At 70.4% G+C, this 21725-nt stretch carries 17 protein-coding genes; 14 read left to right on the top strand and 3 right to left on the bottom strand.

Annotation, left to right across the window (positions count from 1 at the left end; all coding sequences use genetic code 11):
* The 6 genes from GEV26_RS16435 to GEV26_RS16410 all read left to right on the top strand — a co-directional run bounded on the left by GEV26_RS16435 (position 1) and on the right by GEV26_RS16410 (position 8473).
* A complete protein-coding gene (locus tag GEV26_RS16435; RefSeq protein ID WP_153654638.1) occupies positions 1-858 on the top strand; it encodes an FAD:protein FMN transferase in 858 nt (285 codons plus the stop codon).
* Entirely contained in the window at positions 855-2414 is a 1560-nt protein-coding gene (locus GEV26_RS16430; protein WP_153654637.1) for an FAD-dependent oxidoreductase, read from the top strand. The genes GEV26_RS16435 and GEV26_RS16430 overlap by 4 nt, the downstream gene beginning before the upstream one ends.
* A 112-nt stretch (positions 2415-2526) precedes the next feature.
* Positions 2527-5112, top strand: coding sequence for an ATP-dependent chaperone ClpB (gene clpB, locus GEV26_RS16425; protein ID WP_153654636.1), 2586 nt, complete (start codon positions 2527-2529; stop codon positions 5110-5112).
* A 49-nt stretch (positions 5113-5161) separates the two neighbouring features.
* Entirely contained in the window at positions 5162-6238 is a 1077-nt protein-coding gene (locus GEV26_RS16420; RefSeq protein ID WP_153654635.1) for a hypothetical protein, read from the top strand.
* 62 nt (positions 6239-6300) lie between these two features.
* Entirely contained in the window at positions 6301-7659 is a 1359-nt protein-coding gene (locus GEV26_RS16415) for an NAD(P)/FAD-dependent oxidoreductase (protein WP_153654634.1), read from the top strand.
* Between the two features lie 61 nt (positions 7660-7720).
* Positions 7721-8473, top strand: a complete 753-nt coding sequence (locus GEV26_RS16410; RefSeq protein WP_153654633.1) for an enoyl-CoA hydratase/isomerase family protein — start codon at positions 7721-7723, stop codon at positions 8471-8473.
* Here GEV26_RS16410 and GEV26_RS16405 read toward each other — a convergent pair.
* The 3 genes from GEV26_RS16405 to GEV26_RS16395 are packed head-to-tail and all read right to left on the bottom strand — an operon-like array spanning position 8460 to position 11766.
* Complete coding sequence (locus GEV26_RS16405) at positions 8460-9215, bottom strand: helical backbone metal receptor (protein WP_153654632.1); 756 nt, start codon at positions 9213-9215, stop codon at positions 8460-8462. The two genes, GEV26_RS16410 and GEV26_RS16405, sit on opposite strands and share 14 nt — an antisense overlap.
* The gene (locus GEV26_RS16400) at positions 9212-9721 is read right to left on the bottom strand and encodes a thioesterase family protein (protein ID WP_153654631.1); all 510 of its coding nucleotides are present in this window, start codon (positions 9719-9721) and stop codon (positions 9212-9214) included. The genes GEV26_RS16405 and GEV26_RS16400 overlap by 4 nt, the downstream gene beginning before the upstream one ends.
* Positions 9722-9747: 26 nt before the next feature.
* Positions 9748-11766, bottom strand: coding sequence for an acyltransferase family protein (locus GEV26_RS16395; RefSeq protein WP_194839897.1), 2019 nt, complete (start codon positions 11764-11766; stop codon positions 9748-9750).
* Positions 11767-12174: 408 nt separating this feature from the next.
* On the opposite strand from GEV26_RS16395, the gene GEV26_RS16390 reads away from it, so the two are divergent.
* From GEV26_RS16390 to araA, 8 genes are all read left to right on the top strand, one after another.
* Positions 12175-13170, top strand: a complete 996-nt coding sequence (locus GEV26_RS16390; protein ID WP_153909894.1) for an ABC transporter substrate-binding protein — start codon at positions 12175-12177, stop codon at positions 13168-13170.
* A gap of 73 nt (positions 13171-13243) precedes the next feature.
* Positions 13244-14800, top strand: a complete 1557-nt coding sequence (locus GEV26_RS16385) for a sugar ABC transporter ATP-binding protein (protein WP_243838799.1) — start codon at positions 13244-13246, stop codon at positions 14798-14800.
* Complete coding sequence (locus GEV26_RS16380; protein ID WP_153654628.1) at positions 14793-15818, top strand: ABC transporter permease; 1026 nt, start codon at positions 14793-14795, stop codon at positions 15816-15818. The genes GEV26_RS16385 and GEV26_RS16380 overlap by 8 nt, the downstream gene beginning before the upstream one ends.
* Positions 15815-16831 (top strand): galactofuranose ABC transporter, permease protein YjfF, encoded by a 1017-nt coding sequence (yjfF, locus tag GEV26_RS16375; protein WP_153654627.1) that lies wholly within the window; start codon positions 15815-15817, stop codon positions 16829-16831. Before GEV26_RS16380 ends, yjfF begins: the two co-directional genes overlap by 4 nt.
* Positions 16828-17853, top strand: coding sequence for a LacI family DNA-binding transcriptional regulator (locus GEV26_RS16370; RefSeq protein ID WP_208430984.1), 1026 nt, complete (start codon positions 16828-16830; stop codon positions 17851-17853). The genes yjfF and GEV26_RS16370 overlap by 4 nt, the downstream gene beginning before the upstream one ends.
* Entirely contained in the window at positions 17850-19520 is a 1671-nt protein-coding gene (gene araB / locus GEV26_RS16365; RefSeq protein WP_153654626.1) for a ribulokinase, read from the top strand. The genes GEV26_RS16370 and araB overlap by 4 nt, the downstream gene beginning before the upstream one ends.
* The gene (locus GEV26_RS16360; protein ID WP_153654625.1) at positions 19517-20191 is read left to right on the top strand and encodes an L-ribulose-5-phosphate 4-epimerase; all 675 of its coding nucleotides are present in this window, start codon (positions 19517-19519) and stop codon (positions 20189-20191) included. Before araB ends, GEV26_RS16360 begins: the two co-directional genes overlap by 4 nt.
* Positions 20192-20222: 31 nt before the next feature.
* Positions 20223-21725 carry an L-arabinose isomerase gene (gene araA / locus GEV26_RS16355; RefSeq protein ID WP_153654624.1) on the top strand — a complete coding sequence of 501 codons (1503 nt, stop codon included), beginning with the start codon at positions 20223-20225 and terminating at the stop codon, positions 21723-21725.

Below are 21725 nucleotides of genomic sequence, written 5' to 3'. Positions count from 1 at the left end.
GTGCACGCCTGGACGTTCGAGGCGATCGGCACCGCATGGCAGATCGACACGCGGGCGCCGCTTCCGCCCGGTGCCGAGGCTGACGTGGCGGATCGGGTCGAGCGCTTCGACCGTGCCTGGTCGCGGTTCCGCGACGACTCGCTCGTCGCGGACATCGCCCGCCGGCCGGGGCGGTGGACGCTGCCGGACGAGGCGGACCTGCTGCTCTCGTTCTACGGCGAGCTGCACGAGGCCACCCACGGAGCGGTCAACCCCTTGGTGGGGCGCCGACTCGCGGAGCTCGGCTACGACGCGGGCTACTCGCTCAGGGCGGCGGACGACCCGGCAGCGGTACCGGACTGGGACTCGATCTCGTGGGACCCGCCGGTCCTGACGACCCGTCAGCCGATCCTGCTCGACGTGGGTGCCGCCGGCAAGGGCCTCCTGGTCGATCTCGTCGCGGGCGTCCTGGGGGCGTACGTGGACGACTTCACGATCGACGCGAGCGGCGACATCTACCACCACGACCCCGACCCGATCAGGATCGCGATGGAGCATCCGGACGATCCCACCCGGGCGATCGGCGTCGTCGACGTCGGCCCGGGCCAGGCGCTGTGCGCCTCCGCGACGAACCGCCGGGCGTGGGGCGACGGTCTTCACCACCTGCTCGACGCGCGCACGGGGCGCCCCACCCGAGACGTCCGCGCGACCTGGGTCGTCGTGCCGCGCTCGTGCATGCGCGCCGACGGGCTGGCCACCGCCCACTTCTTCGCAGGTGCCGACCTGCTCGCGCAGCGATTCCCCCACGAGTTCGTGCGCATGCACGCCGACGGCCGCGTCGAGTGGTCCGAGAACTTCCCCGGAGAGGTGTTCACATGAGGGACCTGCTGGACCGACAGCTCGGCCGCGTCACGACGTACCGCCTCGTGACCCTGAGCCTGCTGCTGCTCGTCGTGGTCTACTCCGTCTTCACTGCGACGGGCGTGATCGAAGGCCTGTCGACGGGCGACAACCTGGTCTGCCTCGCGGTGCTGCTCATCGCGTCGTACGTCAGCAACCGGGTGCTGGGCCTGCTCTGGCGGGTCCGCCCGCACGCGGAGTCCGCCGTCATCACTGCTCTGCTGCTGTTCTTCCTCTTCGTGCCCCTGCTGTCGATCGACACGGGCAACCTGGTGTGGCTCGCGCTCGCTGCCGTGCTCGCCAACGCCTCCAAGTACGTCCTCGCGTGGCGCGGCAGGCACGTGTTCAACCCGGCCGCGGCCGGAGCGTTCCTGGTCGTGGTCGGCCAGGAGATCGTCGGCCGGGAGGAGCGGATCAACGCGATCTGGCAGACCGCCGCGACCGAGCGCTTGTTCCCGTTCGTCCTGGTCCTCGCCCTGCTCGTGCTGTGGCGGACGCGCCGGCTGGACGTCGCGGCGGTGTTCGTGGTGATCGCCACCGTCCTGATCGTCGCGCGGCTGCTCGACGTCGCGGGTCCGGACCAGTCGTTCGTCGACGTCCTGAAGACGACGTTCTACTCCTACCCGATCGTCTTCCTGGCGGGGTTCATGCTGAGCGAGCCGCTCACCCTACCGCCGCGGCGGCGCCAGCAGCTCGCGGTCGCGGCGGTCACAGCGGTCGCGTTCGCCTACCCGATGTGGATCGGCTTCCTCACCGACAACCCGCCGTCGCTGGGGGTCTTCGCGATCACGCCGGAGCTGTCGCTGCTGATCGGCAACCTCGTGGCGTTCGCCCTTGCCCGGCGACGCGGCCTGGTGCTGGAGCTCGAGGAGACGCGCCGGCTGACGCCCGAGACGCACGAGCTGGTGTTCCGCGCGCGGCGACCCGTCCGGTTCGTGCCGGGACAGTACGTCGAGCTGACCGTCCCGCACGCCCGCACCGACAGTCGGGGGAGCCGCCGGACGTTCAGCATCTCCTCGCCCCCCGACGCCTCGGGGCTCGTGTCCGTCGCGCTCCGGGTGCCGGAGCCCAGCTCGAGCTTCAAGCGGGCGCTGCTCGACCTGGCGCCGGGCGAGCGTGTCCACGGCACGGGTGTCGGCGGCGACTTCGTGCTGCCGGCCGATCCCTCCGTGCCCGTGCTGCTCGTGGCCGGCGGGATCGGCATCACGCCGTTCCTGAGCCAGCTCGCGCACGAGCCGTCACGCGACGCGGTGCTCGTCTACGGGGCGTCGACGCCCGGCGAGGTGCCCTTCGCAGACGAGCTCGCGGGTGCCCGCGTCGTGCTGGTCTGCCCCCAGCGGCCCGCGTCGCTGCCCGACGGCTGGACGTACGTCGAGGCGCCGTTCCTGTCGGTCGACCTCATCGCGGCCGCCGTGCCCGACCTGGCCGACCGCATCGCGTACGTCTCGGGTCCGCCGGCCATGGTCAACGCAGTGCGCCCGGGCCTGGCGAAGCGGTGCAGGCGGGTGAGGACGGACTACTTCACCGGCTACTGACCCACGCGGTGGTGAGCCGACGGAGGGGACGATCTAAAGTTGACAGGAATGGACTCAACTTTGACGATGTTGTCCTGAGTGACCCCCCTTCTTCACGTCAGGAGCACCACCCATGGATCTTGCGAAGTTCACCACCCGCAGCCAGCAGGCGCTGGGCAGCGCGATCTCGTCCGCTGCCGCCGCCGGCAACCCCGCCGTCGAGCCGGCCCACCTCCTGCAGGCCCTGCTCACCCAGGAGGGCGGCACGGCCGGTCCACTGATCCAGGCGGCCGGCGTCGACGTCCAGTCCGTCGCCGCGGACCTCAAGGCATCCCTCGAGGCGCTGCCGAGCGCATCGGGTGCCAGCGTCCAGAACCCCACCCTCAGCCGTACGAGCCACGAGGTGCTGCAGCGTGCCCAGGAGCTCGCCGACCAGCTCGGTGACGAGTTCGTCTCGACCGAGCACCTCGTCGTCGGCATCGCCACGGTCGGCTCGGCCGCCCAGAACATCCTGCTCGAGGCCGGCGCCACCGCAGAGGCCCTGCAGGCCGCCTTCTCGGCGGTCCGCGGCTCGACCCGCGTCACCAGCGCAAACGCCGAGGACACCTACCAGTCCCTGGAGAAGTACGGCGTCGACCTGACGGCCGTCGCCGCGGAGGGCAAGCTCGACCCGGTCATCGGCCGCGACAGCGAGATCCGCCGTGTCGTGCAGGTGCTGAGCCGTCGTACCAAGAACAACCCCGTCCTCATCGGCGAGCCGGGCGTCGGCAAGACCGCGGTGGTCGAGGGCCTGGCCCAGCGCATCGTTGCGGGGGACGTCCCGGAGTCGCTGAAGGGCCGCCGCCTGATCTCGCTCGACCTCGCGGCGATGGTCGCGGGCGCGAAGTACCGCGGTGAGTTCGAGGAGCGGCTCAAGGCCGTCCTCACCGAGATCAAGGAGTCCGAGGGCCAGGTCATCACCTTCATCGACGAGCTCCACACCGTCGTGGGTGCCGGCGCGGGCGGGGACAGCGCGATGGACGCGGGCAACATGCTCAAGCCCATGCTGGCCCGCGGTGAGCTGCGGATGATCGGCGCGACGACCCTCGACGAGTACCGCGAGCGCATCGAGAAGGACCCGGCCCTGGAGCGCCGCTTCCAGCAGGTGTTCGTCGGCGAGCCCTCCCCCGAGGACACGATCGCGATCCTGCGCGGTCTCAAGGAGCGCTACGAGGCGCACCACAAGGTGGCGATCTCGGATGCGGCGCTCGTCGCGGCCGCCACGCTCTCGGACCGCTACATCCCCGGTCGTCAGCTCCCCGACAAGGCCATCGACCTCATCGACGAGGCCGGCAGCCGTCTGCGCATGGAGATCGACTCGAGCCCCGTCGAGATCGACGAGCTGCGTCGCTCGGTCGACCGCCTCCACATGGAGGAGCTGCACCTCGCGAAGGAGACCGACGACGCGAGCCGCGAGCGGCTGGAGAAGCTGCGCATCGAGCTGGCCGACAAGCAGGAGTCCCTGCGTGCCCTGGAGCAGCGCTGGGAGGCCGAGAAGCAGAGCCTCAACGCTGTCGGCGACATCAAGGAGCGCATCGACGAGGTGCGCGTCGCGGCCGAGCGCGCCCAGCGCGAGGGCGATCTGGACCAGGCCAGCCGGCTGCTCTACTCCGAGATCCCCGCGATGGAGCGCCAGCTCGCCGAGGCGCAGGAGGCCGAGTCGAGCGCCGAGCCGTCCATGCTCCACGAGGAGGTCGGCGCGGACGACATCGCCGAGGTGGTCGCGTCCTGGACGGGCATCCCGACGGGGCGCCTGCTCGAGGGCGAGACCGGCAAGCTGCTGCGCATGGAGGACGAGCTCGGCAAGCGGCTCATCGGCCAGCGTGCCGCGGTCAAGGCGGTGTCCGACGCGGTGCGGCGCTCACGTGCCGGCATCTCGGACCCGGACCGCCCGACGGGCTCGTTCCTGTTCCTCGGACCCACCGGCGTGGGCAAGACCGAGCTGGCCAAGACGCTGGCGGAGTTCTTGTTCGACGACGAGCGGGCGATCATCCGCATCGACATGAGCGAGTACTCCGAGAAGCACTCGGTCAGCCGCCTGGTCGGTGCTCCCCCCGGCTACGTGGGATACGACGAGGGCGGTCAGCTGACCGAGGCGGTGCGCCGCCGTCCGTACTCGGTCGTGCTCCTCGACGAGGTGGAGAAGGCCCACCCGGAGGTCTTCGACATCTTGCTGCAGGTGCTCGACGACGGCCGGCTGACCGACGGCCAGGGACGTACGGTCGACTTCCGCAACGTCATCTTGATCCTCACCTCCAACCTCGGCTCGTCGTTCCTGCAGGACGCATCGCTGGACGAGGAGGCCAAGCGCAACGCCGTCATGGACGTCGTCAAGGTCTCGTTCAAGCCCGAGTTCCTCAACCGGCTCGACGAGATCGTGATGTTCGACGCGCTCGGCACCGAGGAGCTCGCGCACATCGTCGACCTGCAGATCTCGGCACTCGCGAAGCGCCTCGCGCCGCGTCGCATCCAGCTGGAGGTCACCGAGGCGGCGCGCGAGTGGCTCGCGCTCACCGGGTGGGACCCCGCGTACGGTGCCCGGCCGCTGCGCCGGCTCGTGCAGCAGGCGATCGGCGACCGGCTGGCGCGCTCCCTGCTCGCCGGCGAGGTGCGCGACGGCGACACCGTCGTCGTCGACCGCGAGCCCGAGGCGGACGAGCTCACGGTGCGCCGGGCCTGACCGCGGGACGTCTCGGTGAGTGCTTGTCCCGGCATGATGGGATGGGGCCATGACTGTGACCTCACCGAGACGTCCTCCGCTGCTCACGGCGGCGTGCGCCTACCTCGGTGGCCTGGCCGCGATCCAGAGCATCCGCACGATCTCGCTCGTCTCGAGCTGGAACGGTGACAACGCCGCCGAGAAGGTCTCCCCCTATCTCGAGGCGCTGCGTGACGCGGGCATGTCCCAGGCCTCCGCGGAGTCCGGCTACAAGGTCTTCCTGACCGTGCTCGCGGTGCTGGCCGCCGCCGGGGTCGTCTTCGCGATCCACACCGCGCGGGGCGATCGCGTCAGCCGCATCGGCCTGACCGTCGTCATGGGTCTGGTCGGCGTCTCCTTCTTCCTGGGCGCGACCGGCGGCTCGTTCTTCGACGCCGTGATCGGGGCGATGGCCGTCGCCTTCACGGTGCGGCTGTGGACGGGGGAGTCCAGGACCTGGTTCCGTCAGCTGGCGGGCGACCTCCCCCCGGAGGAGCCCTCCGCCGTGCCGCAGCGGCCCGATCCGTTCTCGACGCAGCAGCAGGCCCCGGTCGAGCACCCGGCGGCCCAGCCCACTCAGCCGCCGGTCCACCCGTACGCCCACCAGCCGTACGCGGGAGCCCAGCAGTCGCCGTACCCGGGCGCCCAGCCCTACTGGACCCCGCAGCCGGCACCCGACAAGCTGCCCCGGCCGGTCGGCATCGCGGTGTGGACCACGTTCGTCGGCTCGCTCATGGCGGCCCTGCCGGCGGCGATCCTGCTCCTCGGCTTCGCCGTCGTGGGCACCGACTACGACAGCTGGATCGAGCAGGGTGGCGTCGGTGCCGACATGATCGACCTCCGTGAGAGCGAGTTCGACACCGCCGTCCGCTTTATCCTCGCCTTCAGCTCGATCTCGCTCGTCGCCTCGGCGGCGGGCCTCTTCGCGGCGATCCGGGTGCTGGTCACCAAGCGCTCGGGCGGGGTGTTCTTGTTCGTCATGACGGTCGTGACGATCGTCATCTCGATCATCGGATTCCCGATCGGGCTGCCCTGGACGGCGGCGGCGGTCGTGGCCCTCATCCAGCTGCGGCGGCCGGAGGCCACGCAGTGGTTCGCCCGCCCATGACCGTCGTCACACCCCCCGCGGGCGCTGTAAGGCTTTTCAGGTGCGAGGACTAGACTGAAGGCATGTCAGAGAGCGTTGCGACCGTCCAGAAACGTCCCCACGTCGTCGTCGTGGGAGGCGGGTTCGGAGGCATCGCAGCCGTCCGCAAGCTCAAGCGTGCCGACGTCGACGTGACGCTGATCGATCGTCACAACTACAACACGTTCAACCCGCTGCTCTACCAGGTCGCGACCGCGAGCCTCAACCCCGGCGACATCACCTGGTTCCTGCGCGCGATCCGCGCCAAGCAGTCCAACGTGCGCTTCCTCAAGGGCACCGTCATGTCGATGGACCACGAGGCCAAGACGCTGCACCTCGACGGTGGGCTCGACGTCAAGTACGACCAGCTCGTCATCGCCGTCGGCGTGACTGCCAACTTCTTCGGCGTGCCCGGCGCCGAGGAGTACTCGATGCCCCTCTACCGCCGCTCGCAGGCACTCGCGGTCCGCGACCGGATGTTCGCAGGTCTCGAGGACGCCGCGATCAACGGCCAGGACCGTGACCTGCGCATCATCGTCGTCGGCGGCGGTGCCACCGGCGTCGAGACCGCCGGAGCGTTCGCCGAGCTGCGCAACAACGACATGCCCACGACCTACCCCGAGCTCGACACCGACCGCGTGCACATCACGCTGATCGAGATGCTCCCGCACGTCCTCGGACCGTTCCACCCCAAGCTGCGCGACTATGCGCGCAAGTCGCTCGAGAAGCGCGGCGTCGACCTGCGGCTGGAGACGGCCGTCAAGGAGGTCCGCCCGGACGGCGTGCTCGTCGAGCACGACGGCCAGCAGGAGTTCCTCGAGGCCGGCATCGTGGTCTGGGCCTCGGGCATCACGGCGCACTCGGCCGTCAAGGAGTGGAACGTCCCGCAGGGGCGCGGCGGTCGCATCGAGACCGACGAGCACCTGCGCGTCAAGGGCATGGACGGCGTCTACGCGATCGGCGACGTCTCGGTCAGCCCCGACGAGCCGCTGCCGCAGCTGGCGCAGCCGGCCATCCAGGGTGGCAAGCACGTCGCCAAGGTCATCGCAGCAGGGGTCGCGGGCAAGAGCCTGCCCAAGCCGTTCAAGTACAAGGACAAGGGCACGATGGCCACCATCGGTCGCTCGTCCGCAGTCGCCGAGATCAAGTTCATGCCGCGGCTGACCGGTTTCCCCGCATGGATCATCTGGGTCGCGCTGCACATCGCGACGCTGCTGGGCAACCGCAACCGCTTCGCGACGCTGACCAACCTGACGGCCAAGTACCTCGTCTGGGGCAGCCACAACGCGATCGTCGGCGAGACCCCGCCGGTCGTCGCCAAGACTCCGTCGACGCTCGAGTCGCACGCCCCGCGCCTCGGCGCGGGCAAGAAGGCAGCGAAGAAGGCCACGGCCGACAAGTAGCGCGGCCGGGACCGCCCCTAGGCTGGGATCGCCCACGACTCCCAGCACGAAGGCAGGACCCATGGCCGCAGTGAACCTCGACATCGCCGACGGCGTCGCGCACATCGTCCTCACCCGACCCGACCAGGCCAACGCATTCGACCTGCCGGCCGCCCGTGACATGGCCGCGGCGGTCGAGGGCCTGGCCGGCGACGACGTCCGCGCGATCACGCTGACGGCTCAGGGCAAGCGGTTCTGCGCCGGCGGCGACGTCCGCTCGTTCCTCGCCGCAGACGACCCGTCGGCCTACCTGCTCGAGCTGGCGACGGTGCTCGAGGCGGCGCTGCGGGCGCTGGCCGACACGCCCAAGCCGGTCGTCGCCGGCGTGCGCGGTGCCGTGGCCGGTGCAGGTCTCGGCGTCATGCTCAGCGCAGACGTGATCATTGCCGCGGAGTCGACCAAGTTCGTCATGGCCTACCCGGGCATCGGCATGACGCCGGACTGCGGGGTCTCCTATCTCGTGCCCCGCGCGATCGGCCAGCAGCGTGCGCTGGAGTTCGCCCTGACCGGCCGGGTGCTCACGGCGCCCGAGGCCCGCGACTGGGGACTCGTCACGACGGTCGTGGCCGACGACGAGCTCGAGCCCGCGGTCGAGGACATGGCCCGCACCTGGGCCGACAGCGCGCCCGCCGCACTGGGCCAGGCCAAGCGCCTGATCCGCGGCGCCTGGGACCTCACGGGGCCGCAGACGGGTGCGGACGAGTCCGCGACGATCGCGGCCGCGGTCACGACCGACGAGGCGCAGCGGCTCGTGAGGGCCTTCACGTCGCGCTGAGCAGCGCCTCGAGCTCGGACCTCGCGGTCACCAACGACGGTCCGTACCACGTGAGGGCGCGCCCGGGCACGAGCGCCGTCGGCGTGTGCGTGAAGGCCTCGGGCCCGTCGACGGGCGTGAAGACGTAGGGCTCGTCAGGCAGGATCACGAGATCGGTCCCGGCGGCGTCGATCACGTCCAGCTCGACGTGCGGATAGCGGTCCTGGTGGTGGCCGAACGCGTTGACGAGGCCCAGCCGCCCCAGGAGGTCGCCGGTGAACGTGCGGGAGCCCACGACCATCCATGGATCACGCCAGATCGGCAGCGCGACGCGGGCCGGTGCGAGGCGCGCCGGCTCGGCCCAGACCCGCTCGGCCTCGTCCAGCCAGTCCGGCACGTCCCAGCCGAGGCCGTCGACGAAGAGCCGGCGCATCGAGGAGAAGGACTGGCCCACGGTCTCGATCTCGGTGACCCACACCGGGATGCCGGCCCGGCGCAGGCGGTCGACGTCGAGCTCGCGGTTCTCCTCGCGGTTGGCGATGACGAGATCCGGGTGCAGGTGGGCAATCGCCGCGCGGTCGGGGTTCTTGGTCCCGCGCACCCGTGCGACGTCGAGGTCTGCCGGGTGGGTGCACCAGTCCGTTGCTCCCACCAGCGTCTCGGGACGAGTGGCGGCGACGGCCTCGGTCAGGGACGGCACGAGCGACACGACCCGGCGGGCGGGCCGCTCGACCTGGACGGCATGACCGAGATCGTCGTTCATGACCTGCGCCGCACGCCCATCGCGCCGCACAGAGGTGGCAGCCAGGGCAGGTCGTCGGACTTCAGTCCGGCGTCGATGAGCTCGGCCACGTCGTCCGGGAACGGCGTGGGGCGCCGTGTCGACATGTCCATGTGGACGAGGGTCGCCTCCAGGACGCAGGCCAGCTGCCCGCGCGTGCGGTTGGCGATCAGGGTCACGGTGTGCAGCACCTTGTCGGAGCGCTCCACCAGGCGTACGTGGGCCGAGACCTCCTCGCCCTCGAGGATCTCGGCGTAGTAGGTCAGGTGGTGCTCCGCGGTGAACGTGGACATCCCTCGGCTGCTGATGTAGTCGTCGGTCATCGCGAGGTCCTCCTGGCAGCGCAGCCACAGCGCGCTGCCGCCGATCTCGAGATAACGGCCGATGTTCATGTGCCCGTTGACGTCGATGAACTCCTGGGGCACCACACGATCGACCTGCGCCGGGAGCTCGAGGACCTGGTCGTACGTGGGGAGGGAGAGGCTCACGGCTCGACGATACGGGGCAGCGGCGCTCAGTGGCGCGTGGCCCGGGCCACGCCGGCGGCGAACCGATCGGCGAGGGTCCTGGCGAAGGTCTGGGTGAAGTGCACCTTGTCCCGATAGACCACCACGTTGTCGACGACGGGATGGCAGATGTCCTGGGGGCACGCCGTCGCGTTGGCCCTCACGAGGACCGCGTCGTCACCCATCGCCCGAGAGGTCTCCGCCATGATCGAGGTCTTCCCGTTGCGGTGGAAGGTGCACTGGCGGGCGTCGCGCGTCTCGGCCAGGCACGACGTGGGGAAGAACGGTGCGCGGTTGGGGGAGTCCGACAGCACCACGCCGATGCCGGTGGCGTGGAGACGCTCGACCGTGCGCACCATGCCTTCGATCGCGTGGTCGACGGACGCCCGCTTGCCCAGCCGCCTCCCGTCGGCCTCCAGCCACTCGGTCGTGAGCCGGCTCATCGCGATCACGACCACGTCGGGTCGGCGCTTCTCGATCGCTCGTAGGGCAGCCTCGCGGAAGGCGTCGCACTCCTCGTACGTCCCGCCGCGAGCGGGGTCGAACCGGGTGACGTCGGCCATCGGGCAGCTGCTCTTGGCCCAGACCGTCACGGCCCACCCCCGGCGCTCGCCCGCCGTGAGCACTGCGGGGGCGATCGCACCGGCGATGGAGTCGCCGAGCACCACGACCTCGCGGTCGGACCCGCGGCGCCCGAAGGTGCAGGCGTCCCACGACGGAACGACCACCTGCGCGAAGCCCACGTGGCAGCCGTGCTGCTTGAACGGTCCTTGGTCGTCGGCTGCGTCTGCCAGGGGAGGCCTGACGGTCTCCTGGGCCGCCGCGCCGCGGGGGGTCGTGCCGTCCATCCCTGTCACCGTCAGTCGATCGATCGAGCCGGTCTGAGAGGCGTACGCCGCGACGGGGAGAACGGCCGCCACGAGGCACGCTCCCACGGCGATGCTGAGCACCGGACGACGGACCAGCAGCCGCGCGTGACGCATCGGGGTCTCCACGACGTGGAAGCTCGCGACACTGAGACCCACCGCGACGGCGACCAGAGCCGCCCGGGTGGTCGGGGAACGCGAGTCGAGGGCGGCCATCCCGATGACGAGCACGGGCCAGTGCCAGAGGTACAAGGAGAATGAGAGGTCCCCGATCCACGGCAGCGGACGAATCGCGAGGGCCCGCCCCAGTGGGCCCGCCGAGCCGGTGCCGGCCGTGACCAGCAGCATGCCGGCGAGGGTCGGGGCGACAGCCAGCCAGGACGGGTAGGTGAGGCCGGCGACGCCCGACTCGTCGAGGATCGCGACGCTCGCACCCAGCAGTGCCAGGCCGACGACGCCCAGACCGGTACGGGTGCCGGGCCGCCAGCTGCTGATGACCGGCACCGCGACGGCCACGAGCGCTCCGGCCGCGAGCTGCCACGCGCGCGCCGGGGTGCCGAAGTACGCGAACGGCTGGTCCGTCGTGCTGAGGTGGAGGCAGTACGTGAACGAGACCGCGATCACCGTCACGAACGCGAGCACGAGGAGTCGGGCTCGTACGGATCCCGCTCGTCCCGCCAGCCGCCAACCGGCGGCGAGCGCGAGCAGGAGAAGCGGCCAGACGAGGTAGAACTGTTCCTCGACCCCAAGACTCCAGTAGTGCAGGACAGGTGAGGGGTCACGCTCGGCTGCCAGGTAGTCGGTCTGCTGCAGCGCGAACCGCCAGTTGCCGGAGAACAGCGCCGACCACACGACGTCGCGGCCGATTGCCGGGCGGTCGAGGGGGCTCATGAACACGCGGACCGCGAGCATCGTCGACACCAGCACGAGCGCGGAGACGGGCAGGATGCGCCGGGCCCTGCGGGCCCAGAACTGCCGCAGGCTCACGGTGCCGGTGATCGTGATCTCGCGCAGCAGCAGCTGGGTGATGAGGAAGCCCGAGAGCACGAAGAACAGATCGACACCGACGAAGCCGCCGGGCACGAACGGCGCCCCAGCGTGATACGCCACGACGACCAGGACGGCCACGGCACGCAGCCCCTGGATGTCGTCGCGTCTCACGCGCGACGTTCGTCGCTCATCGGTCCCTGTCACGGCTGCCCCCGTCTCCACCTTCACACAGCGAGACGCCGTGGGCCTGGAGACGTGGGCGTGGGAACCAGGGGACCGGTTCCCTGGTTCAGGGCTCCGGGGAGGACCGGGTGTCGCCCGGGCGGTTCGCTCCCTGCTCGGGCCCGAAGTTTGCGCCAAGGCCTTGACGACAAGGAATGTTAGCGTTAACAATTTCTCCAACGACCTCTGTGGTCCACGTCACACGTGGAGCTCATCGGTCGGCAGAAGGGCGGATCCTCAGCCGAGGTGAAGCCCGGGGACGTACGCGGATGTCCGCCCGCAACCGTCCTCGACCGGTCCGGTGTCAGGCGACGTCGGGTCCCCATCCCACATGGAGGAACAGTGTTCAAACAACTGATGACCGTGACCGCGGGCGTGGTGATCGCCGGCGGACTGGCTGCCTGCGGAAGCAGCAGCAGCGACAGTGGTGGATCCAGCGGGTCCGGCGGCAGCGGCGGATCCGGCGACATCACGATGGGCTTCGCCCAGGTGGGCGCGGAGAGCGGTTGGCGCACCGCCAACACCAAGTCCGTGCAGGCGGCGGCCAAGGAGGCCGGCGTCGACCTCAAGTTCTCCGACGCGCAGCAGAAGCAGGAGAACCAGATCAAGGCGATCCGCTCCTACATCCAGCAGAAGGTCGACGTGATCGCCTTCAGCCCTGTCGTGGAGACCGGGTGGGACACCGTGCTCCAGGAGGCCAAGCGCGCCAAGATCCCGGTGATACTGACCGACCGTGCGGTCGACTCCGACGACACGTCGCTGTACAAGACGTTCCTCGGCTCGGACTTCGTGGTCGAGGGACAGAAGGCGGGTCAGTGGGTCGTCGACAACGCCGACACCAACGACGTCGACAAGAACGGCTCGATCAACGTCGTCGAGATCACCGGCACGACGGGCGCCGCTCCCGCGATCGATCGCAAGAAGGGGTTCGAGGACAAGATCTCGGCCGATCCGTCGATCAAGATCATCGCGTCGCAGACCGGTGACTTCACGCGTGACGGCGGCAAGAAGGTCATGGAGGCGTTCTTGAAGTCGCAAAAGGACATCGACCTGGTCTACGCGCACAACGACGACGAGGGGCTCGGGGCGATCGAGGCGATCGAGGCGGCCGGCATGAAGCCGGGCGTCGACATCAAGATCGTCACGGTGGACGCCGTCAAGGACGGGATGACCGCGCTGTCCGAGGGCAAGATCAACTACATCGTCGAGTGCAACCCCCTGCTCGGCCCGCAGCTGATGGAGCTGGCCAAGAAGGTCACCGCCGGCGAGGACGTCCCCGAGCGGGTCGTCACGAAGGAGACCGCCTTCGACCAGGAGCAGGCCAAGCAGGTCCTGGCCGACCGCCAGTACTGACGGCCCGTGACAGGTGAGGCCCTGTGCCGTCCCGTGCGCAGGGCCTCACCCCCCGACGAACCGAGGAACCGAGATGATCCAGATGGCAGCCGAGGCGCCGCGCCGAAGCGTCGCACCGCCCGTGGTGGAGATGACCGGTGTGTCCGTGAGCTTCCCCGGCGTCAAGGCTCTGCAGTCGGTGGGGCTGACCCTGCGGGCCGGTGAGGTGCACGCGCTCATGGGCGAGAACGGTGCCGGGAAGTCGACCCTCGTGAAGGCGTTGACGGGGGTGTACGCCCTCGACTCGGGCACGATCCTCGTGGGCGGCGAGCCACGTACGTTCACGAGCCCGGCGGAGTCGCAGGCCGCCGGGATCAGCACGGTCTACCAGGAGGTCAACCTCTGCACGAACCTCACGGTCGCCGAGAACATGCTCCTCGGGCGCGAGCCGCGCTCGTTCGGGCGCATCGACACCCGCGCGATGAACCGCCGCGCCGGCTCCGTCCTGGCGCGGCTCGGCCTGGACCTCGACCCCCGCTCGCGCCTGGGCGAGCACCCCATCGCGGTCCAGCAGCTCGTCGCGATCGCCCGGGCCGTGGACATCGAGGCCGAGCTGCTGATCCTGGACGAGCCCACCTCGAGCCTGGACGCCGACGAGGTCGACAAGCTCTTCGGGGTGATCCGGACCCTGCGGGACGAGGGAACTGCGATCGTGTTCATCTCGCACTTCCTCGACCAGGTCTTCGAGATCTCCGACCGCATGACGGTCCTGCGCAACGGACAGCTCGTGGGGGAGTACGTGACCGCGACCACGAGCCGTCTCGACCTCGTCCGCGCGATGCTCGGACGCGAGCTCGAGACCCTCGAGCGGATCGAGCGCCAGGCCGAGGAGAAGACGGTGGTCGAGGCCGGCGAGCCCCTCCTCCAGGTCGTCCGGCTGGGGCGCAAGGGCAGCGTCGAGGCGGTCGACCTCTCGGTGTTCGAGGGGGAGGTGATCGGGGTGGCCGGTCTCCTGGGTTCTGGACGCACCGAGCTGGCGCGGCTGCTGTTCGGCGCCGATGCCGCCGACACCGGCACCGTCACCGTCAAGGGACGACGCGTGCGGCTCCGCGCCCCCCGCAACGCGATCGACCACGGCATCGCGTTCTCGAGCGAGGACCGCCGCGCCGAGGGCGTCGTCGGGGACCTGTCGATCGCGGACAACATGATCCTCGCGCTGCAGGCCTCGAGGGGCTGGCTGCGGCCGCTGAAGGCAGCGACCAAGGAGCGGCTGGTGCGCTCGTACATCGAGGCCCTCGACATCCGGCCGGCCGATCCGCAAGCGCTCATGCGCAACCTCAGCGGGGGCAACCAGCAAAAGGTGCTGCTCGCCCGCTGGCTCATCACCGAGCCTCAGCTCCTGATCCTCGACGAGCCCACGCGCGGAATCGACATCGGCGCGAAGGCGCAGATCCAGCAGCTCGTCACCGATCTCGCCGGAGAGGGTGTGGCGGTGGTCTTCATCTCCGCCGAGCTCGAGGAGGTGCTGCGGCTGAGCGACCGGGTCGTCGTCATGCGGGACCGGCACAAGATCGACGAGCGGGTCAACGACGACGTGTCCGTGTCCGACGTCCTGGAGGTCATCGCGGGGGAGGTGCGGGCCGATGCGTAGCGCGATCCGCCACCCGCTGTTCTGGCCGGTGCTCGCCCTCGGCGTGCTGCTGCTGGTCAACCTCGTGGCGACCCCGTCGTTCTTCTCGATCCGCGTGCAGGACGGACACCTCTACGGGAGCCTCATCGACATCCTGCGCAACGGTGCCCCGACGCTGCTGATCGCGCTCGGCATGACGCTGGTCATCGCGACCCGCGGCATCGACCTGTCGGTGGGTGCGATCGTCGCGATCTCGGGAGCCGTGTCGTGCACGTACCTCGCCGGCGCGCCGGACGAGTCCTCGGCGGGCCGCGCGATCACGGCGATGAGCCTGGCCGTCGGGGTCTGCCTCCTGCTCGGCCTCTGGAACGGCTTCCTCGTGGCGGTGCTCGGGATCCAGCCGATCATCGCGACGCTGGTCCTGATGACGGCGGGCCGGGGTCTCGCGATGCTGATCACGGACGGGCAGATCATCACGGTCAACAACAGCCTGTTCGAGCGGGTCGGCGCGGGCTTCTTCCTGGGGCTGCCGGTCGCGATCCTCATCGCGCTCGCCATCGTGCTGGTCACCGCGGTGCTGACCCGTCGCACGGCGCTGGGGATGCTGATCGAGGCGGTCGGGGTCAATCCCGAGGCGAGCCGCCTGGCCGGCGTCCGCTCGCGGACCATCACCTGGACCGTCTACGTCTTCATCGCGTTCTGCTCGGCCGTGGCCGGGCTGATGATCGCCTCCAACACGAGTGCGGCCGACGCCAACAACGCGGGCCTGTTCATCGAGCTCGACGCGATCCTCGCGGTGGTGATCGGGGGCACCTCGCTGGCCGGCGGCCGGTTCTCGCTGACCGGGACGTTCATCGGCGCGATGTTCATCCAGACCCTCGCCACGACGATCCCGACGATCGGGATCCCGTCCGAGACCAACTACCTGTTCAAGGCGGTCGTGGTCATCCTCGTCTGCCTGCTGCAGTCGCCCAAGGCCCGGGCGGTGCTCCGGGTGCGACGTCCCGCCCCGCTGCTGACGAGAGGGAGCCAGGCATGACCGCGCACACCCCCACCGCGCAGGACCTGCGCGGGTCCGCGAGCGACCGGCTGCGGCAGCTCGCGCCACCGCGGCGCTTCTATCCCGTGCTGGCGACCGCGGCGCTCTTCGTGGGCATGCTCGGAGCCGGGGGCATCCGCTACGAGGGCTTCACCTCGCCGCAGGTGATCCTCAACCTGCTCGTCGACAACGCCTTCCTGATCGTCCTGGCCGTCGGGATGACCTGTGTGATCCTGACCGGCGGGATCGACCTGTCGGTGGGGTCTGTGGTGGCGCTCTCGACGATGCTGGCCGCCTCGACCCTGCGCGCCGGCTGGCCCGCGGCCCTGGTGGTCGTCGCGGTGCTGCTGACCGGCTCGGTCCTCGGCCTCCTCATGGGGCTGGTGATCCACTACTTCGAGATCCAGCCGTTCATCGTGACGCTCGCGGGCATGTTCCTGGCCCGCGGCCTCTGCTACCTGATCAGCATCGAGTCGATCCCGATCAAGGACCCGACCTTCACGTCGTTCGCGATGGGCACGATCGAGCTGCCGGGCGGCTACTTCATCACCCCTGCCGTGGTGGTCGCCCTGGTCGTCCTCGCGATCGCGGCGTGGGGCCTGCACATGACGCGCTTCGGTCGCACGATCTACGCGGTCGGCGGCAGCGAGCAGTCGGCGCTGCTGATGGGGCTCGCGGTCGCCCGGACCAAGGTGGGTGTGTACGTGATCAGCGGCTTCTGCTCCTCTCTCGCGGGCCTGCTCTTCTCGGTCTACATGCTGTCCGGCTACAGCCTCCACGCGGTCGGGATGGAGCTCGACGCCATCGCTGCCGTCGTGATCGGCGGTACGCTGCTGGCCGGCGGGTCCGGGCTGGTCCTGGGATCGGCCCTCGGTGTCCTGGTCCTCGGGACGATCCAGACCTTCATCTCGTTCGACGGCAACCTCAGCTCCTGGTGGACCAAGATCACGATCGGCGTGCTCCTGCTGGTCTTCGTCGTCATCCAGCGGCTGTTCACCCGGAGGCAGGCATGACGACAGTCCCGAACCAGGCGCCGGTCATGGCCGACGTCGCCAAGCTCGCCGGGGTCTCGCACCAGACGGTGTCGCGGGTCATCAACCAGATGCCCAACATCAAGGAGTCGACCCGCCAGCGCGTCGAGGCCGCGATCAAGCAGCTCGGCTACCGCCCCAACACCGCCGCCCGAGCGCTGGTCACCCGGCGCTCGTCCACCATCGGCATCATCAGCACCGAGTCAGGCCTGTACGGGCCGAGCAGCATCCACCGGACCGTCGAGGACGCGGCACGCCAGGCCGGCTACTTCGCCGGGTCGGTGAGCCTGTCGACCGTGACGGCCGAGTCTCTGACCGACGCGATCGACCACCTCATGCGGCAGTCGGTCGAGGGCATCGTCATGATCGCGGCGCAGTACGAGGCGCTCGACGTGATCCGCCACCAGGACCCCGGTGTGCCGCTCGTCGTGGTCGAGGGAGACCTGACCCGGGCCCGGTTCGCGGTCGGGGTCGACCAGCACCAGGGCGCGTACGAGGCGACGTCCCACCTCCTGGGCCTCGGGCACCCGAGCGTGGTCCACGTCCGCGGTCCCCTGGAGTGGACAGAGGCCGAGGCGCGCCGGCAGGGGTGGGAGGACGCCCACCGCGATGCGGGCCTCGAGCCGGGGCCGCTCCACCTCGGCGACTGGACGGCGCGCAGCGGCTACGAGGCGGGACGCCGGATCGTCGAGGAGGGTGCGCCCGGCGCGATCTTCGTCGCGAACGACCAGATGACGATCGGCCTGATGCGGGCGCTCCACGAAGGCGGCCTGTCGGTGCCCGGTGACGTGAGCATCGTCGGTTTCGACGACTCCCCCGAGAGCGAGTTCCTCAACCCGCCGCTCACGACCGTCCGGCAGAACTTCCACGAGGTCGGCCGCCGGGCCATCGCGGTGCTCCACGCCGCGATCGCCGGACAGGAGGACGATCTGCCACGGCTCATCGAGCCCGAGCTGATCGTGCGCTCCAGCACCGCGCCCCACGACGCGGGGAGACCGACATGAGCGATCAGTACGTGATCGGGGTCGACTTCGGCACGCTGTCGGGCCGCGCCCTGGTCGTCGCGGTCGCCGACGGCCGCGAGCTCGGCAGCGCGGTCCATCCCTATCGGCACGGCGTGATCACCGAGGCGCTGCCGACCACGCCCGACCGCCCCCTGCCGCCCGACTGGGCGCTGCAGGTGCCGTCGGACTACCTGGACGTCCTGCGCCGCGCGGTGCCGGACGCCGTGCGAGCGTCCGGCATCGACCCGGCGCAGGTGATCGGCATCGCGACCGACTTCACCGCCTGCACGATGGTGCCCGCGCTCGCCGACGGCACCCCGCTGTGCGACGTCCCCGGGCTGGCCGACCGGCCGCACGCGTACGTCAAGCTGTGGAAGCACCACGCGGCGCAGGACCAGGCCGACCGGATCACGAGGCTGGCGCGCGAGCGCGGTGAGGCCTGGCTCGCGCGGTACGGAGGGCTGATCTCCTCGGAGTGGGAGTTCGCCAAGGGTCTGCAGGTGCTCGAGGAGGACCCCGAGCTCTACGCGACGATGGAGTGCTGGGTCGAGGCCGCCGACTGGATCGTGTGGCAGCTGAGCGGGGTGCACGTCCGCAACGCCTGCTCCGCGGGCTACAAGGGGATGCTGCAGGACGGGGCCTACCCGGGGGAGGACTTCACCGCCGCGCTGAACCCCGCCTTCGCCGACTTCGTGGACGCCAAGCTGGCCGGGACGATCGGCCAGCTCGGGCACCGCGCGGGGTCGCTGACGCCGCAGGCGGCCGAGTGGACCGGGCTGCCGGCAGGGATCGCGGTGGCCGTCGGCAACGTCGACGCGCACGTGACCGCACCGGCCGCTCAGGCCGTCGACGCCGGTCAGATGGTCGCGATCATGGGCACCTCGACATGCCACGTCATGAGCGGGAGCGTCCTGCGCGACGTCCCGGGCATGTGCGGTGTCGTGGACGGGGGCATCGTCGCCGGCAGCTGGGGCTACGAGGCCGGGCAGAGCGGCGTGGGGGACATCTTCGGCTGGTTCGTCGAGCACGGCGTCCCGGCCGGGGTCCGTGAGACCGCCCGCGAGCGCGGCCTCGGGGTGCACGAGCACCTGACCGAGCTGGCCGCTCGCCAGAGCGTCGGCGCGCACGGCCTGGTGGCCCTCGACTGGCACAGCGGCAACCGCTCGGTGCTGGTCGACCACGAGCTCACCGGCCTGGTCCTCGGGCAGACGCTCGCGACCCGGCCCGAGGACGTCTACCGCGCGCTGATCGAGGCGACCGCCTTCGGGACGCGCACGATCCTGGCGGCGTTCGAGGACGCGGGTGTCCCGGTCGCCGAGCTGGTCGTCGCGGGTGGGCTGTCCAAGAACCCCCTGTTGATGCAGATCTACTCCGACGTGACCCGCATGCCGCTCTCGGTCATCGGGTCCGAGCAGGGCCCTGCTCTGGGTGCTGCCCTCCATGCCGCCGTCGCGGCCGGCGCGTACGCGGACATACGCGCCGCCGCGAAGGCCATGGGCTCCGTTCGTCGGGCTGTCGTCCAGCCCGACGAGCGGCGCTCGGAGGTCTACGACCGGCTGTTCGCGGAGTACTCCGCCCTGCACGACCACTTCGGTCGCGGCGGCAACGACGTCATGCACCGTCTGCAGGCGCTGCGTCGCGAGGCGCTGGTGGAGGGGGCGCCATGACCGTCACGAACCAGGTCACCCAGACGATCCGGCACCTGCGCGAGGAGGTGTGCCGCCTGCACGGGGAGCTGACCCGCTACCAGCTCGTGGTGTGGACCGCGGGGAACGTCTCGGCCCGGGTCCCGGGCGTCGATGCGATGGTGATCAAGCCGAGCGGGGTCGCGTACGAGGACCTGACCCCCGACAACATGGTCGTCACCGATCTCGACGGACGGGTGCTCGAGGGTGATCTCGCCCCGTCGTCCGACACGGCCGCCCAGGCGTACGTCTACCGGCACCTGCCGCACGTCGGCGGCGTCGTGCACACCCACTCGACGTACGCGACGGCCTGGGCCGCGCGGGCCGAGCCCATCCCGTGCGCCCTGACGATGATGGCCGACGAGTTCGGCGGCGAGATCCCCGTGGGACCGTTCGCCCTGATCGGAGACGACTCGATCGGCCGCGGCATCGTCGAGACCCTGCGAGGAAGCCTCTCGCCCGCGGTGCTGATGCGAAACCACGGCGTCTTCGCGATCGGTGCCGACGCGCGCTCGGCCGTCAAGGCCGCCGTGATGTGCGAGGACGTCGCCCGCACCACCCACATCGCCCGGCAGCTCGGCACCCCGAGCGCGCTCACGCCCGAGCAGGTCGCCCGTCTGCACGACCGCTACCAGAACGCGTACGGCCAGTGAGGCCGATGCGTCCCCACCGAAGAGGACGTCCATGACCACAGCCGACCATGAGATCTGGTTCCTGACCGGCAGCCAAGGGCTGTACGGCGAGGAGACCCTGCGTCACGTCGCCGACCAGTCGGCGCAGGTCGTCCGGGAGCTCTGTGCCTCGCCGGAGCTGTCGGTCCCGGTGCTCTGGCAACCGGTCCTGACCTCGTCCGACGCGATCCGCAGGACGATCCTCGCCGCGAACGCCGACGACCGGTGCATCGGGCTGATCGGGTGGATGCACACGTTCTCGCCGGCCAAGATGTGGATCCAGGGGCTCGACGCGCTGCAGAAGCCGTTCCTGCACCTGCACACCCAGGCGCAGCGCGACATCCCGTGGTCCACGATCGACATGGACTTCATGAACCTCAACCAGGCCGCGCACGGCGACCGGGAGTTCGGCTTCATCCAGACCCGGCTGGGCGTGGCGCGCAAGACGGTCGCGGGACACGTCAGCAATCCCGATGTCGGCCGGCGGGTGGGCGCGTGGGCGAGGGCCGCGGCCGGCGCTGCCGAGCTCCGCACGCTGCGGGTGGCTCGCTTCGGCGACAACATGCGCGACGTGGCCGTCACCGAGGGCGACAAGGTCGAGGCGGAGCGCAAGCTCGGGGTCTCGGTCAACACGTACGGCGTCAACGACCTCGTGGCGGTCGTCGACGCGGTCACGGACGAGCGGATCGCGCCGCTCGTTGCCGAGTACGACGAGCTCTACGACGTCGCGCCGCAGCTGCGGGCCGGCGGCGACCGTCACGAGAGCCTGCGGTACGCCGCGCGGCTCGAGGCCGGGCTGCGGGACTTCCTCGAGCACGGCGGCTTCGGCGCTTTCACCACGAACTTCGAAGATCTCGGCGGACTCCGTCAGCTGCCTGGTCTCGCGGTGCAGAGGCTCATGGCCGACGGCTACGGCTTCGGCGGCGAGGGCGACTGGAAGACCGCGGTGCTGGTCCGCGCGACCAAGGCGATGGCGCAGGGGCGGCCGGGAGGCACCTCGTTCATGGAGGACTACACGTACCACCTCGAGCCCGGCAACGAGAAGTCGCTCGGCGCCCACATGCTCGAGGTGTGCCCGACCATCACGTCAGCGCGGCCGACCGTCGAGGTGCACCCGCTCAGCATGGGCAACCGCGAGGAACCGGTCCGCCTGCGGTTCGTCGCCGACCCGGGTGAGGGCATCGTCGTCGGCCTGTCGGACCTGGGCGACCGGTTCAGGCTCACGGCCAATGACGTGACCCTGGTCGAGCCGGACGAGCCGCTGCCCCGGCTGCCGGTGGCCTGCGCGATGTGGCAGGCGCACCCCTCGCTGGCGACGGCCGCGGAGGCCTGGATCATGGCCGGCGGCCCGCACCACACGGTGCTGACCACCGCCGTGGGCATCGAGGAGTTCGAGGACCTCGCCGAGATCGTCCGCACCGAGCTCGTGCACATCGACGCAAGCACGACTCCGCGCTCGTTCCTGCGCGAGCTGCGCTGGAACCAGGCCTACTACCGCCTGGCCGCCGGCTTCTGA

This window comes from Aeromicrobium yanjiei (assembly GCF_009649075.1).
Classification (GTDB): Bacteria; Actinomycetota; Actinomycetes; order Propionibacteriales; family Nocardioidaceae; genus Aeromicrobium; species Aeromicrobium yanjiei.
Note: the sequence above shows the minus strand (reverse complement) of the source record. Positions and strands in the feature narration are given on the sequence as shown.

Bases quoted from the DNA above. Each gene is read 5' to 3' on its own strand.
- yjfF (WP_153654627.1), top strand. From the start codon at position 15,815: ATGACCGCGCACACCCCCACCGCGCAGGACCTGCGCGGGTCCGCGAGC.
- GEV26_RS16385 (WP_243838799.1), top strand. From the start codon at position 13,244: ATGATCCAGATGGCAGCCGAGGCGCCGCGCCGAAGCGTCGCACCGCCC.
- GEV26_RS16420 (WP_153654635.1), top strand. From the start codon at position 5,162: ATGACTGTGACCTCACCGAGACGTCCTCCGCTGCTCACGGCGGCGTGC.
- GEV26_RS16430 (WP_153654637.1), top strand. From the start codon at position 855: ATGAGGGACCTGCTGGACCGACAGCTCGGCCGCGTCACGACGTACCGC.
- araB (WP_153654626.1), top strand. From the start codon at position 17,850: ATGAGCGATCAGTACGTGATCGGGGTCGACTTCGGCACGCTGTCGGGC.
- clpB (WP_153654636.1), top strand. From the start codon at position 2,527: ATGGATCTTGCGAAGTTCACCACCCGCAGCCAGCAGGCGCTGGGCAGC.
- GEV26_RS16360 (WP_153654625.1), top strand. From the start codon at position 19,517: ATGACCGTCACGAACCAGGTCACCCAGACGATCCGGCACCTGCGCGAG.
- araA (WP_153654624.1), top strand. From the start codon at position 20,223: ATGACCACAGCCGACCATGAGATCTGGTTCCTGACCGGCAGCCAAGGG.
- GEV26_RS16415 (WP_153654634.1), top strand. From the start codon at position 6,301: ATGTCAGAGAGCGTTGCGACCGTCCAGAAACGTCCCCACGTCGTCGTC.
- GEV26_RS16405 (WP_153654632.1), bottom strand. From the start codon at position 9,215: ATGAACGACGATCTCGGTCATGCCGTCCAGGTCGAGCGGCCCGCCCGC.
- GEV26_RS16370 (WP_208430984.1), top strand. From the start codon at position 16,828: ATGACGACAGTCCCGAACCAGGCGCCGGTCATGGCCGACGTCGCCAAG.
- GEV26_RS16390 (WP_153909894.1), top strand. From the start codon at position 12,175: ATGACCGTGACCGCGGGCGTGGTGATCGCCGGCGGACTGGCTGCCTGC.
- GEV26_RS16380 (WP_153654628.1), top strand. From the start codon at position 14,793: ATGCGTAGCGCGATCCGCCACCCGCTGTTCTGGCCGGTGCTCGCCCTC.
- GEV26_RS16410 (WP_153654633.1), top strand. From the start codon at position 7,721: ATGGCCGCAGTGAACCTCGACATCGCCGACGGCGTCGCGCACATCGTC.